We start from the raw sequence: 14055 nt of genomic DNA, 5'->3' as shown, positions 1-14055 counted from the left end.
ATCGCAAACAAACTTGTGGCACAGGCGCCGGTCATCGGCAAGTTTCACACTTCCACGATTCCACATCGCCCAATCTCCGCTACCATGTCTCGCGGAGGATTAACATGAGTGACCAAACCACCACCATCGCCGATCTGCGGGCGATGATGAAAAAGTTCGTCGACGAGCGCGACTGGAACCAGTTCCACAATCCCAAGAATCTTTCCATGGCCATCGCCATCGAGGCCGCCGAGCTCATGGAGCACTTCCAGTGGGCCGAGGGAGGACGCACGCGCGACATCCGCGAAGCACCCGAGGACTTCCAGCTCGTCCGCGAAGAACTCTCCGACATCCTCGCCTTCGCCCTCTCCTTCGCGAACGCCCTGGATATCGACATCTCCGAGGCCCTGCGCGAGAAGATGGTAAAGAACGCAAAGAAATATCCCGCCGACGAGTTTCGGGGACGCTTTCGGAGATAGCGTGCTCGCCGTCTGAAGTGACGGCTGTGCTTGCCTTTACAATTGCCGCCCCAGCCATCGACCATCGCGACGGCCCCACCCGGGCATCGCGAATTGCATCTGTGAATTAAATGGCGCCAGGCTCAAGAAAAAACGTTGCTGTGTCGCGTTAACTGCCGGTTTCCAAGAGTGGCGCGCCCGTCAGGATCAGCCGTCCTTGACGGGTCCAGGCTCTCCTCCTACGGTCATCGGGCTATCGGTGGGCAGTTGGCCCCCCAGGCTCGTTTGGGTCGGCCTCCGTGCCGGCCGTCTTGTTTCGGAGCAGATACAAACCATGAATCTCGTCACCGGCGGAACCGGCCTACTGGGCAGCCATATCGTCGAGCAGCTTCGCAAACGCGGACGGCCCGTGCGCGCCCTGGTCCGGCCCACCGCCGACACCACCTGGCTTCGCAGCCAGGGCGTCGAGCTTGTCGAAGGCGACCTTTCCGACATGGCGTCCGTCCTCAAGGCCTGCGACGGCGTCCAATGCATCTATCACGCCGCGGCCCGCGTCGGCGACTGGGGACCCTGGCCCGACTTCGTGAAGGTGACCATCGAAGGATCGAAAAACCTCTTCGAAGCCGCTGAGCGAGCCGGCGTCCCCCGGCTGATTCACGTCAGCTCAATCAGCGTCTATGGCCACGTCAACCAGAAGGGCCTCGTCCTCGATGAGACCGCCCCCCTGGGGCAAAAGCTCTTTAAGTGGTCCTACTACACCCGGGCAAAGGTCATCGTCGAGGAGGACCTCTGGCGACGTCACAATGCCGGTGGAAAAGTGAAGTATTCCGTCATCCGCCCGAGCTGGCTCTACGGGCCTCGCGATCGCGCAACGATCGCGCGGCTGGTGGCGATGATCCGAAATCGCAAGGCGAAGCTGCTCGGCAGCGGCGATAACCGCCTCAACGTCGTCTACGCCGGAAACGTCGCCGAAGGTTGCATTCTCGCCGCGGATAATCCCAGCGCCGTTGGCCAGGCCTACAACTGCAGCAACGACGGCGAGCTGACCCAGCGACAATATTTCAACCTCATCGCCAAGGCGATCGGCGAACCCCCGGTCACAAAGCGCGTGCCGTTCAAAGTGGCCTATCGCGCCGCCTTTCTCATGGAGTGCTTCGGTCACCTCTTCAAGACCAAGAAACCCCCGCTCGTCACGCGATACGCTGTCTGGCTCATGGGCCGCGATACCTTCTTCTCCGCCGAAAAGGCGCGCAAAGAATTGGGATGGACCTCAACCGTCGGCTACGAAGAGGGCATCCCCATGACCATTCGCTGGTACGAGGAAAACCGGACCGGCCGCGCAGCCACAGGCGGACGCGCAATCAGCAGTTCACCTCCGGTTCGCGAAATGGCCCATACATAATCACCGTCGAAGCCATATCTGAGGCAGGGCGACCCTTTAGCGGAGCGAAGCATGTTCTTGGGAACGCACGAGTGCGGCATCAGGAAAACCAGCTTGCTGGCGCTCGGATTGATGCTCGCGCTGTCAGCCGGCTGTCGATTGCATCCGGCCAGCCTTGCATCCATGGCCATCGGCGATGCCATCAACGATGCCGACGTGAAAAAGCGACAGGAAAAGCTCTATGACCAACCTGTTTCCGCCGCCGACGAAATGTTCGGCGATCGCCAGGAGACGTTGGTCTATGCCGACGACGCCCATCGCGAGTTGATCACATACCCGGTCAAGGGCGATCTTTTGGATTCGCAAAACTGGGTCGTCGAATCGCGAAAGGGCAAGCTTGTCGCGCTGTCGCGGGTCAAGCGCAACATTGACGGAGTCGAGGACGTCATCAAGGCGGCGGCCATCGAGCCCAAAGTCATGGGCAAGTCGCCCGAGGATTGCCGCCGTGATGCCGAGTTGGAAGAGCCTCTCGCCACGCTGCGCAGCCGCGACTCCGGCGAGATCATGCGGGTTTACAACATCCGCAACTGGACCAACTCCCGCGGCGCGCGCTATTGTGTCTTGCGCTTCGATGAGAATGATCTCTGTCGCGACGTCAAGCTGCTGGGCGTCAGCGCCTCCACCGAGAAAGACCCCGTCGCTGAAGTTTCCGAGTGACCGCCCGTTTTCGGATCGAGTTTCAAGTGTAAACAAGCTGTCAGGAATGACAGCCGACGGTGGGATTTGAACCCACGACCTCAGCTTTACGAAAGCCGTGCTCTACCGCTGAGCTACGTCGGCGAATGGACCGAGGTATGATCGGTTAGGCGCGATCTTCCGTCAAGTTAACAGATTGATTCTCGCTGCAACCCTATGGCCCGACCGGGCAGGTTTCCCCCGCGATCAGCTTCGCAACCATGGCATCGACATCCGCAAGATCGACGAAATCGTCGGCGTTGACGTCGGCATTGGCGTAGTCGAGCGAGCAGGGGTCAAGCGGCATCAGGATCGCATCAACCAGCCCCTGAAGGTCCAGACCGTCGAGCACGCCGTCCTGATTCGTATCGCCGCGGCAGCAGTTGCAGACGCTCATAGCCAAGAGCGCGTCAATAAACGGCTGAATATCGAGCCCGTTCAGATCGCCGTCTGCATTCACATCGGCACGGCATTCAGCCGCCGGAGATAACACAACCATACCGAGCAGGGCGTCAACGAAAATCGGCAGATCGAGTTCCGTCACCGCGCAATCGTTGTTCAGGTCGCCGGCGCAACCTCTCGTCAAGAAGAGACAGGAATCCGGCCCGCACAAAGACCCATTACCCAGGTGAGTACCGCTCATCATCGCGCAATCTTCCGGCGTCAAGAGAAGGCACATCCCGTCGCCCAGGCAGCAAGCCCCCTCGCACGAGAGGTTGAAGAAATAAGCTGAGCCCGAGCCCGGCGTCATAACTCCGCCGCCCTTCGCTCCGACGACAATCGAATTGCCGCGGATGCCGACCTCACCGAATTCAGCGTCACCCGACGGATCATTAGCCACAAGCTTTTGTCGCTGCGTCCAGACGCCCGCCGTGCGAACAAAGACATATGCCGAGCCCGCCGACGAACCGCCGTCATCATCGCCGGGCGCGCCGACAATGACGGTTTCTCCATCAACATCGACTGACATGCCAAACTGATCGCCGGCCGCCCCATCGTCAGCGGTCAGCTTCTGCTGCTGAGTCCACATTCCGCCCGAGCGAACAAAGAAATACGCCGAGCCGCCGCCGGTACTCATCGGGGCGCCGACGACGGCCGTATCTCCGTCGACAGCGACCGACCATCCAAAAGCAATGCCCATGGTCGCATCCGATGCAACCAGTTTCATCTCCTGCGTCCACACGCCGGCCGATCGGGTGAAGACGTACGCAGTACCCGCCCCGTTTCCACCATCATCCTCACCAATGGCCCCGAGGATCGCGGTGTCCCCGCTGATGTCCGCCGACCAGCCAAGCTGATCGTTCAGTTCAGCATCCATCGCGATCAGCTTCTGTTGCGGTGACCAAACGCCCGCCGTTCGCGTAAAGACAAACCCTGCGCCCGCCCCAGCGGCCACGCCGGCCGTATCGCCGGGCGCTCCAATTAGAGCGCTATCGCCGTCGATCGACACCGCATGCCCGAAGAGCTGCACATTCGTCCCCATCGAGTCGAATATCTTCTGCTCCGGCATCCAGCCGCCCATCGAGTTCACAAACACATACGCAGCACCGGAATCCGCGACCGCCCCCGGTCCCCGCGGTGAACCGATGATCGCCGAGTCGCCGTCGAGCGCAGCGGCCTCACCGAATCCGTCGCCCATGGCCCCGTCCACCGGCGTCAGCTTGGCATCCTCGGACCATGTGCCCATCGACCGCAGAAAGACATAAGCGGCGCCGATGCTCACATGATTCGAAGCGCCGACCACGGCCACATCGCCGCTTATCGCTACGGAATCGCCGAACAACTCATCCACGGCCGAATCGCTGCCCGAGACCTCCATCGGCGCGTCCACCGTGCACGCCCCGCCGGGCGGCGGACAAACAAAGATGCCGCACAGCGTGTCCGGACCTCCGAACACATCGCCGACCGCCACGCAGTCATTCTCCGAAAGGTCTTCGCACGAACCATCAACATGACAGCAAGCGCCGAGGCAACTCACGCTCATGCAATCGCCGGGCACATAAGTGCCGCCCAGGCCTTCGCATTGCGCCGGCGTCTGCATGTCGATGCAGCCCGCATCGCCCATGCAGCACGCACCAGGGCAAGTGACGCTCAAGCAATCGCCTTCAAAAAAAGTCCCCCCAAGAAGGCCGCACTCTTCGAGTGATTGCATGTCCATGCAGCTGGAATTGGCCAGACAGCAAGCACCAGGACATGTAACGCTCATACAATCGCCAGCAAGAAAGATTCCGCCAAGTAGGTCACATTCTTCGGGCGTCTGAGAATCCATGCACCCGGCGCTGCCTAAACAACACGCACCTGGGCAACTCACGCTCATGCAATCGCCGGGCACATAGGTGCCGCCCAGGCTTTCGCATTGGGCAGGCGTCTGCATGTCGAAACAACCGGCGTCGCCCATGCAGCACGCCCCCGGCGCGGTCGTCCCGCACGGCGGACTGAAGGGCATATCCGCGCAGCTCAGGCTGTGAGCGAATCTCTGCGTCAACTGCTGGCACACGACAACGCTCACCCCATCAGTGCATCCCGGAACGGCGTCGTCGCAGCATGCACCGGTCTTGTCGGCTTCGCTCACCGCCGTCAGCGAGAATGACAAATTCACATTCACACCGGGCAGGGGCGCGTCCGGGCAGGCGGAGAGATTGCCGCCAAAGGCCGACCAGAAGGGAAACATCGGATCGAGGGGAAAGCCGAACACCGCATCCAGGTCTGTATTCGACTCCGAAAGACACCAGAAGCTCTGCGGCGGCGCGGCATATCGCGGGATAATCGAGAGCCAGTACCGCGTATTCTTCTGAACGACGATGCTGACCGGGATGTCAATCACGTAGCTCGGCCGACAAACGCCGACCAGCGTCTCGTTTTGCAGCGACGAGACCGGGATCTCCAGCGTCCGGATGTAAGAACCCAGCACGCCTCCCATGTTCGTCGGCGCGCCGGCGGGGAGATTCATCACGCTGTCGGGATAGACCGTGACGAGGACGCTGTCCCAGGTGTTCGTGGGAGAGGCGAGCCCCAGTTGGTCGTCAATGTGAAACGCCGCGCGGATCGTCGTGATGCGGCAATTCGGCTCGGCCGGCATCGGCTCAATAAACGTGAAATCATCGGCCGCCCCGGCGAGAAACTGCCACGCGGGTTCAGCCGGCGGCTCGCTCAAATGGCTCGATGGATCGCCAAAGTCATCCAGCGGCATTCCATTGTCGAACTCGCACGTATTGCCGCCGCGCGGCGCCGCGTTTTGAAGGGGAATCGACCAGACCGTCGACGGATCGACGCCGCGTGGAAGCGGGTTCGCGCGAGCGCGCGGCGTGGACCTCGCCTGAGGTCCTCTCGGCAAATCGGCCTGTGTCGACTCGATCGGCGAGACCGCCTGAGCAAATCCGGTCGACGCGATCGTCGCGCAGATCAGCAGGGCGGCGTAGCAACGAAGTCCATCGGCAGGAATCGTTGGGTATTTCCGGCGCATTCGCTGATATCCCCGTGCCATGCGATCCTCGGTCAGATCAAGCCCGATTCTCTGATCGGCGAGGGCGTTTGTGTCGATTTCGGAGGTCGATTCTCACTTCTTCCGCGTGCAGGCCGAGAAGTCCGAACCGTATGGGAGAGACTGAGGGACGGCAGGGGAGCAGGCTTATTGGGCCCCTTCTCGACGCATATCTATCATACACCGACGCCACCTGTCTCCCAAATCCCGGCGACCGATAATCTTCATTTTCGCGATCATTTTCCAACCGCAAGCGGTCCCGGCGCAGACCCCATGCGTCCTTGATCGTCGAAATAATGCGGTGACCGAAGCTAACGCTGATTTCGGCGTGCGGGCCCCCTTGCGGGGTTCTTGGGGCTTTCCGTTCCCACCGATTCAGGCCGGACGATTTCGGGGAGGTTCGGCTCCGATGGCGGTCGGCGATTCGACCCCTCTCCACTCGAATCCGCCCGCCGAAACAGATTCACAAGAATCCTTAGCAGGCTCGACCCGTGAAAATAGTTTTCCGGCAGCCGCCAGTGAATGGTGTATCCATCGGGAATCCGAATCGATCCGGAGGCTCCCTTGAAAAGCGGCTCAATCCTTCGCACCTCGCCGTCAATCGTAAAGATAAGGTCCGGCTCCTTACGGATGATCGACTTGATCTTCCACGCAACGGCGCGCGTCTTGATCTCGGCCAGAGTCAGCAGCGTATCGACCACCTCCGGAAACGCGCCGAATGCGTCCCGAAGATCGTCCGCGAGTTGATCGACTTCGTTCGGCTTCTGACAGGCGGCGAATCGTCTGTAGCACTCCATGCGCTGACGATCCGAGGCGATGTAGCTCTTCGGAATATACGCCTCAACATCCAGCTCAAGGTGAACGGCGACCCGATCCGGCACCGCCTCGCCCTTCATTCGCCTCACCGACTTTTCAAGTACCTGACAATAAAGCTCGTAGCCCACCGCGGCGATGTTGCCCGATTGCTCAGGCCCCAGGATGTTCCCTGCGCCGCGGATCTCCAGATCGCGCATGGCAATGCGAAACCCGGAGCCAAGCTCGCTGTATTCCTCGATAGCCTTGAGCCGCTTGGCCGCGGTACTCGTCAGCGGCCGACTCGGCGACAGCAGCATGTAGCAATAAGCCCGATGCTTGTATCGCCCGACGCGACCGCGGAGCTGATGAAGGTCCGCCAGGCCGAACATGTCGGCGCGATCAATGAACATTGTATTCGCGTTGGGAATGTCCAATCCCGCCTCGATGATCGAGGTACACACCAGAATGTCCGCATCGCGCCTGACGAACTTGAACATGACTTCTTCCAGCTCTTCGCCGGGCATCTGTCCGTGGCCGATGATGATCCGCGCGTCGGGAACGAGGGATTGGACCTTCGCCGCGATCGACTTGATGGAATGGACCCGGTTGTGGACGAAGTACACCTGCCCGTCGCGGTTCAGTTCGCGGACAAGCGACTCGCGAATCATCTCGTCGTTCCACACGCACACGCTCGTCGTGATCGAGCGCCGGTCCATCGGCGGCGTCGATAGGCTGGAAATATCGCGCAGGCCGATCATCGCCATGTGCAGCGTGCGCGGAATCGGCGTGGCGGTCAGCGTGAGAACGTCCACTGTCGCACGCAAATGCTTGAGACGCTCCTTGTGCTCCACGCCGAATCGCTGCTCCTCATCGACAATAACGAGGCCAAGATCGGTAAACCCGACATCCTTCGACAAAATGCGATGCGTGCCGATCAGGATGTCCACCTGCCCCTGCCGGGCAGCCTTGATGATCGCCTTCTGTTCCTTCGCGGATCGGAAGCGGTTCAAACAACCCACGACAAACGGGTACTCGGCCATGCGCTCGCTGAACGTGCGGTAGTGCTGCTCGGCCAGCACCGTCGTCGGCACCAGTACCGCGACCTGCTTGCCGAATTCAACCGCCTTGAAAGCGGCTCGGATGGCCAGCTCCGTCTTGCCGTATCCCACGTCGCCGCACAGCAATCGGTCCATCGGTCGGGCCCGTGCCATGTCGCCCTTGATCTCCCGCAGCGTCGTGACCTGATCCGGCGTCTCCGTATAAAGAAAGGCGTTTTCAAATTCCGTCTGCCAATGCGTGTCCTGCGGGAAGGCGATGCCCGGCTGCGACTCACGAACCGCCTGGATGCGCAGCAGATCTTCCGCCAGTTCATCGACAGCCTCCTCCACCTTCGCCTTGGTCGCCTGCCACCTCGTGCCGCCGAGTTTCGAGAGTTGCGGCCTCGCCGCCTTCGCCCCGATGTACTTCTGCACAAGGTCGATCTGTGACGCCGGAACGTGCATCACCGCGTCATCCGCGAAGCGAAGCGTCAGGAACTCCTCGCTCTTCTTCGAGTCGCCCTTGCGCATCGTCTTCATGCCGGTGAATCGGGCGATCCCGTGAACGACATGCACGACATAGTCGCCGTCGCTCAGGTCGAGGAATGTCTCAATGGGCCGCCCGGCGGAGACCTTTCGCAATCGGCGCTTCTGCGTGTAACGTCGGAAGACCTCGTGATGCGGGACGGCGACAATACTGCTCGCGGCCGATTGCGTAGTGCCGGGTCCCACCTTCCAGCGAAACCCCGTATGAAGCAGCCCGATCTGTGTCTCGAACTTCGGCGTCTTCGCGGGAGCCAGTCCCTCCTTCGCCGCCAACGCCAGCACCTGCTGAGTCAACTCGCCCAGCCGATCGACCTCGCCGTCATTGTCGCAATAGACCTCGATCGGCTCCGCCGCGGCCATCTGCAGAAGCTGCGTCACCGCATCGGTCGCCTTCGGCTCAAACGTCGGAAGGCTCTCGCATGCAAATCGAAACGTCTGATCATCGCCCACCGACGCAACGGCGAATCGCGAAAGCTGCACCTGTGCAAACTCCCCGCATTTTCGCAGCACCGCCTCAATCGGATAGTGACCGACCGGATTGCCCAGTCGATCAAGAATCAATTTCGCCGTCTCCACAACCTCCAGCGGCTCGCTGATCGCCACGATCACATCGTCGCCAAGATAATTCAGAAACGTCGTCGTCTCGGACGGGGCCGCCGCCCCCGGGCTCGGCGGCAGCGTGACTCGGGCAACATCCATCGTCCGCGATGATCGCTGCGAGCTCACGTCGAACTGGCGAATGGACTCGATTTGATCGCCGAAAAACTCAATTCGCAGCGGGTCCAGGTCCGGGCTGTGAAAGACGTCGAGAATCCCCCCACGCAAAGCAAAATCGCCCGGCTCCTCAACCTGATCCAATCGCTCAAATCCTCGCTGTGCAAGGAATGCCGCCACGTCCTCGGGTTCGCGCGCCTCGCCCGTCTGAAGGGTCAACGTGTGGGCATCAAGACTCTCCGGCGACGGCGCCGGCTGCATCAGCGCCTGGATGGGAACGACAATGACCGTCGGCCGCACCTCGCGCCGCCGACCGCGCGCGCTTTCCAGCAAGAAACTGCACAAACCGGCGCGCTGCGCGTTGATCTCCCCGGCCGCGCTTCCTTCGCCGGGCAGTGTCTCCCACGCGGGAAAAAGCTCGACCGGGCGGCCGAGGATCGTCTCCATGTCGTCTCGGGCATCGTCGGCTTGATCGGGATGGGCGGTCAGATACAGAAGCGGACGACCGGTCTTCTCGCTGATTAGCGCGGCCGCAACAGGCGCAGCAGATCCCCACAGGCCGTTTGCACCGAGGGGGGTCTTGTCGACCGCCAGTCGGCTGCAAATCGCCCTAAATGCAGGATCGCCGGAAATCGTGCTCGCAAGAAGCACAAAGAGATTATTGCGGGGAAACGCTGAAACGCAACACAGGCAGCGTGCGCGATCGTGGAATGATTGTGGCGAACGAAGGGCTCGCGCCGTCAATCGTGCGAAACATTAGAGGGAATTAAGAAGCTCTTCCATCTCGCCCTTGGCGTGCATTTCCCCGCATGCCTGAGCCTGCGCAATTCCCCGGCGAAGCTCGGCCTTCGCCGCGTCTTCATCCCCCATCGTCAGCAGCGTCTTGGCCTTCTGAAAATAGGCGGCGATGTAGTTCGGGTCGAACTGCATGACGCGCTCAAACTGAACAAGGCTCTCGTCAAATCGACTGTTCTTGGCCAGTTCCATCGCCAGGCCGAAGTTCAGGAATGCATCCTCCGGTTCCTTCGCAAGCAGATTCTGAAGCTGTTCGAGTCTCGACAATCTTCACCTCGTCTTCAAACACTGGGGTCAGGAGCTGTCGATTGCTGCCGATTCAGTCTCACCTGATTGTTGCACATCGCCGTCTCACGACAAGGGGCCATCCCCGCCTGCGGATTCCCAAACAAAAAAGAGCCGTCTCGCCGCAGGATGCAACGAGACGGCTCTGATGTACAAAAAATCGGGCAGCGGTCCGATTACCGCCCTCTGCGTCGGGCAATCGCCAGAACGCCCAGGGCCAGCAGCGAAAGACTGCCCGGCTCCGGCACGGCGAGGCGAATAATCGCCTCAACTTCATCGCCGCCGCCGACCGGCGTCATGCTCACTTCAAGATGCACAAAGCCGTCATCCGCCAAATCGAGACCCGGCCCGATCGTCGCACTCGCCTCGAAGTCGGTGATAAGCCAGTCGCCCATCGTGTCGTTATTGGTGTCAAGAATATCGCCGACGCTCAGGAGCCGGATCGAATTCTGAAGTGTGTCTCCCAGTCCATAGAACAAATGCTCCTGCGCCGTCGCGCCGCTGCCCCAGCCCCACATGTGAACGACGCCGCCGAGGTTATTGATGCTCGCCGCACGCAGGCTCGCTCCACTTGCAATCGTGGTGCCGTCCAGCGTGTCGCCCTCGCGAACCTTGATCTCGCCCTTGAAGGCGACGAACTCATCGGTGGCCGTCGCACCTGTCGTGTCTCCGGTGAGGATCCAGTCGCCCAGGTTATTGATCGCGACGATATCCAGCCCTTCCCAGTTGGTTCCGTCGCCAACGGCCGTGCCCTCCTGAAGGATCAACGAGCCATCGCGATATACATGCATGTCGTTCGCCGACGAACCCGTCGCCATGTCCAGGACCTGAACCAGGTGCAAACCGTTGTCGGACATCTCAAAATCAAAATTCGACGATCCGGTTTCAACCGTCTTCCCGTCAATGACATCACCGCCGGAAATGACAGCCGTAATGCTCATCGGGTCGGTCGGATCCGTCGCCTTGAGCAGATGCCGATTCGACGAGCTTCCGCCGGAGGTCGCCGAACTGCCGCCGATCCAGTATGCCGTACCGTCCGGAAGCATCCGCGGCCGACTGCTGAATGTACTAAACCGACCGGGCAGGCTCATGATAGTGTCACCGCCGGCCAGAAGTTTCCCGCCGTGTGTCACGACGGAGTCTTCGCCGTTATACGAAGGGCTGTAGATGAACCCGCCGGTGTTGCTGACGCCCATCGTGCCTTCGCTTCCAGTTGCGGTGTTCGGCAAAAGGTCGCTGCTGTTGAAAACGAATCCGCTGCTGTGCCATACCCCCCGCGTGCTGTCGCTGAAGGATGAGACGAATCCCACCTTGCCGTTACCATCCGTAAATGGTGAATTCAACGCCGACACGGTGCGCCCACCGTGGATGTCACCGACCTTCACAATGAGCTGGGCGGGCACCACGCCCTTCGCGCCATCGCTAATGCTCGCCAGCATCCCCACGGACAGCGTGAGACTTAACACGACACTGCGCATCGTCGAACTCCCTTCCGAGCCAATTCGACTCGAGAATTCATATTCTGAGGTGGTGATGGGTTCGAAGTGGTACCTTCCTCCACTGTCGGCAACCCGGCACCCCGCGCCCGGCGGAATGTTAACGTTAATAATAAGAAATTATCGGGGGTTAAGTCAATCCTTCCGGGGACAATTCACAATGCCGAAGTTCAAAGCGTCTCGACGGTGATATGCTGATTCGCGTAAATGTTGATCTCACCGGCAATTCCTAGCGCCGCCTCCGTGATTTCCTGAGATGTAAGCTTCGTGTGGGCCACCAGTGCCCGCGCTGCCGCCAGGGCACAGGTCCCCCCGCTCCCGATCGCCAGAATCCCATCGGTCGGCTCTATCACGTCGCCGTTGCCACCGATGATCAGGCTCGTTTGCCCGTCCGCGACCGCCAGCAGGCTCTCCAGCCGCCGCAGCACCCGGTCGGTCCGCCAGTCCTTGGCCAGTTCAATCGCCGCTCGCTTCGTATTCCCCTTGAACTCGTCCAGCTTGCCCTCAAACCGCTCCAGCAGCGCGAACGCATCCGCCGCCGATCCGGCGAACCCGGCCAAGACCTGCCCCTTATAGAGTCTACGAATCTTCACCGCATCCGACTTGACGATCGAATCCCCCAGCGTCACCTGCCCGTCCCCACCCATGGCGACGGTCCCATCGCGGCGCACCGAAAGTATCGTCGTCGATCGAATTCGCCCGTTGTCCCTTGTCATTTCTTGTGACCTCATGCTCCCCACAGTGTATATCATCTCTGGGAGTCCATCACCTGCCGTCATGATAGGAGCTCGCGTCGTGCCGCGTATCTGTACGCTCAATATCCTGCGCTCGTCAGCAACCCTCACGCTGGCTCTCCTCTCCGCATGCGCCGCCCCCAATGCCGGATCATCTGAAGTGACAACCCACTCGCCTGCCCCCCAGCCCACAAACACGCGCGCGCCAAACCACGATTCTTCAACGATCCCCGAACCTTCATCAGACCCCGCTCAGCAATCCTCGTCCATCGCTCGCAGCGCTGCCCCTTACGGTCCACCCTCCGAAGTAGCTCGCGACAAACCCTCGTCGCCAACCGCCGCCCGCTCACCCAAATCCTCCGCCGCATCATCGCAGGTCGATCCCCCAAATGCGCACGCCGACGCGCAACCACCTCTCCCCAACAAAACGCGCCAACCTTCCATCCCCTGGGTTGCCTCCCACGATCCATTCAATCCATCCGAAGAAATCTCCCTCACCGGCAAATGGACCGGCAACCGCCGACTCGAAGTCCATACCGACAACGTCCAGCGCCTCACGCTCAATCTCCACAAGCTGCCGTCCGGCGCTCCGAGATCCGGCCCCTGGAACTTGCAAATCGACCGCCAAGGCATTGAGATATCTGGCAGGCGAGGCAAAGTCATTGATCTGATTCGTTCCCCCAATGGTGTCTGGTCCGTCGACACGGAAAAGTCACCAGTCAGGAGGTAGTCCGATGTCTTCCCGCCTTCTCGTCGCCATCCTCCTGCTCGGTTTCACCGCCCCGCTCCTCTCCGCTCCGCCAAAGTCCGACGACCGCGATTCCAAATCATCAACCAGGTCCGTCAAGAAAAAACCCCCGCGCGGCCTCGCCTTCAAAACTCTTCGCACCGTCGTCAAGAACGCCACCTTCAAGGACATGACCTTCGAAGAGTTCACCGAGTGGCTCGCCCGCCAGGGAAAAGCAAACGTCATCGTCCGCTGGAAGGTCATCGAGGACGCCGGCATCGACGTCGACAAGCTCATCAACCTCAAGCTTCACGACGTCACCGTCCGACAGATCATCGAACTAGTCTTCGAAGACCTCGCCGCCGGACTGGACAAGGTCGAGCTCGCCGCAAAGGCCGACGACAACACCATCATCATCTCCACCAAGCGCGACCTCTACAAAGACCTGGTCACCCGCACCTACGACATTCAGGACCTGCTCATCGTCGTGCCCGACTTCGCCGCCCGAGACGCCGGAACGCCCACCGGCCGCGGCACCCCGGGCGTAGGCCTGTCCTCCGGCAGGCCGTCCCTCGAACTCAAGTCAGGCACCCCGGAAGAACTCGCCCAAAGCCTCATCAACATCATCACCAGTCAAATCGAGCCCGAATCCTGGGCGATCAACGGCGGCAAGGGAACCATCGCCTACTTCAAAGGCAGGCTCGTCATCCGAAACAACCTCATCGTCCACGAACTCATCGGCGGCCCGCCAAAGCAGAAATCCGCACCACAAACATCAGACTCGAAGTAGCACCCGCCACCCTATATACCGGCCGCTCTCTGTGGAGGGCCGACGAACCCCGCCGTACGTAGCGTCCGGCGCCTCTGCCGGACGCATCCCACCATCGACGTC

9 protein-coding genes and 1 tRNA gene are annotated in these 14055 nt (G+C 60.8%); 4 read left to right on the top strand and 6 right to left on the bottom strand.

Going from position 1 to position 14055, the window contains the following annotated elements:
* The first annotated feature begins 104 nt into the window (after window positions 1–104).
* From HS101_08180 to HS101_08170, 3 genes are all read left to right on the top strand, one after another.
* Window positions 105–458: a nucleotide pyrophosphohydrolase gene (locus HS101_08180; GenBank protein ID MBE7506247.1), complete on the top strand. Its 354-nt coding sequence runs from the start codon at window positions 105–107 to the stop codon at window positions 456–458.
* Window positions 459–762: 304 nt separating this feature from the next.
* The gene (locus HS101_08175) at window positions 763–1839 is read left to right on the top strand and encodes an NAD-dependent epimerase/dehydratase family protein (GenBank protein ID MBE7506246.1); all 1077 of its coding nucleotides are present in this window, start codon (window positions 763–765) and stop codon (window positions 1837–1839) included.
* A 51-nt stretch (window positions 1840–1890) separates the two neighbouring features.
* Window positions 1891–2535: a hypothetical protein gene (locus HS101_08170; GenBank protein MBE7506245.1), complete on the top strand. Its 645-nt coding sequence runs from the start codon at window positions 1891–1893 to the stop codon at window positions 2533–2535.
* A 51-nt stretch (window positions 2536–2586) separates the two neighbouring features.
* On the opposite strand, the gene HS101_08165 is transcribed toward HS101_08170, so the two are convergent.
* From HS101_08165 to hslV, 6 genes are all read right to left on the bottom strand, one after another.
* Window positions 2587–2658, bottom strand: a tRNA-Thr gene (locus HS101_08165).
* Window positions 2659–2728: 70 nt separating this feature from the next.
* Complete coding sequence (locus HS101_08160; GenBank protein ID MBE7506244.1) at window positions 2729–6016, bottom strand: hypothetical protein; 3288 nt, start codon at window positions 6014–6016, stop codon at window positions 2729–2731.
* 329 nt (window positions 6017–6345) lie between these two features.
* On the bottom strand, window positions 6346–9777 hold the full coding sequence (gene mfd, locus HS101_08155) for a transcription-repair coupling factor (protein ID MBE7506243.1): 3432 nt from the start codon (window positions 9775–9777) through the stop codon (window positions 6346–6348).
* Between the two features lie 105 nt (window positions 9778–9882).
* Entirely contained in the window at window positions 9883–10188 is a 306-nt protein-coding gene (locus tag HS101_08150) for a tetratricopeptide repeat protein (protein MBE7506242.1), read from the bottom strand.
* Between the two features lie 194 nt (window positions 10189–10382).
* Window positions 10383–11684, bottom strand: coding sequence for a PEP-CTERM sorting domain-containing protein (locus HS101_08145; GenBank protein ID MBE7506241.1), 1302 nt, complete (start codon window positions 11682–11684; stop codon window positions 10383–10385).
* Between the two features lie 188 nt (window positions 11685–11872).
* Window positions 11873–12418: an ATP-dependent protease subunit HslV gene (gene hslV / locus HS101_08140; GenBank protein MBE7506240.1), complete on the bottom strand. Its 546-nt coding sequence runs from the start codon at window positions 12416–12418 to the stop codon at window positions 11873–11875.
* Between the two features lie 752 nt (window positions 12419–13170).
* On the opposite strand from hslV, the gene HS101_08135 reads away from it, so the two are divergent.
* Window positions 13171–13953, top strand: a complete 783-nt coding sequence (locus HS101_08135; protein ID MBE7506239.1) for a hypothetical protein — start codon at window positions 13171–13173, stop codon at window positions 13951–13953.
* Window positions 13954–14055 lie beyond the last annotated feature (102 nt).

The organism is Planctomycetia bacterium (assembly GCA_015075745.1).
GTDB lineage: Bacteria > Planctomycetota > Phycisphaerae > UBA1845 > UTPLA1 > UTPLA1.
The sequence above is the reverse complement of the archived record's forward strand: the minus strand, read 5'-3'. Positions and strand labels throughout refer to the sequence as shown.

What these genes read in the sequence shown, in the direction of transcription:
- HS101_08180 (MBE7506247.1), top strand. Translation starts at nt 105, where the DNA reads ATGAGTGACCAAACCACCACCATCGCCGATCTGCGGGCGATGATGAAA.
- HS101_08170 (MBE7506245.1), top strand. Translation starts at nt 1,891, where the DNA reads ATGTTCTTGGGAACGCACGAGTGCGGCATCAGGAAAACCAGCTTGCTG.
- HS101_08160 (MBE7506244.1), bottom strand. Translation starts at nt 6,016, where the DNA reads ATGCGCCGGAAATACCCAACGATTCCTGCCGATGGACTTCGTTGCTAC.
- HS101_08145 (MBE7506241.1), bottom strand. Translation starts at nt 11,684, where the DNA reads ATGCGCAGTGTCGTGTTAAGTCTCACGCTGTCCGTGGGGATGCTGGCG.
- hslV (MBE7506240.1), bottom strand. Translation starts at nt 12,418, where the DNA reads ATGACAAGGGACAACGGGCGAATTCGATCGACGACGATACTTTCGGTG.
- HS101_08135 (MBE7506239.1), top strand. Translation starts at nt 13,171, where the DNA reads ATGTCTTCCCGCCTTCTCGTCGCCATCCTCCTGCTCGGTTTCACCGCC.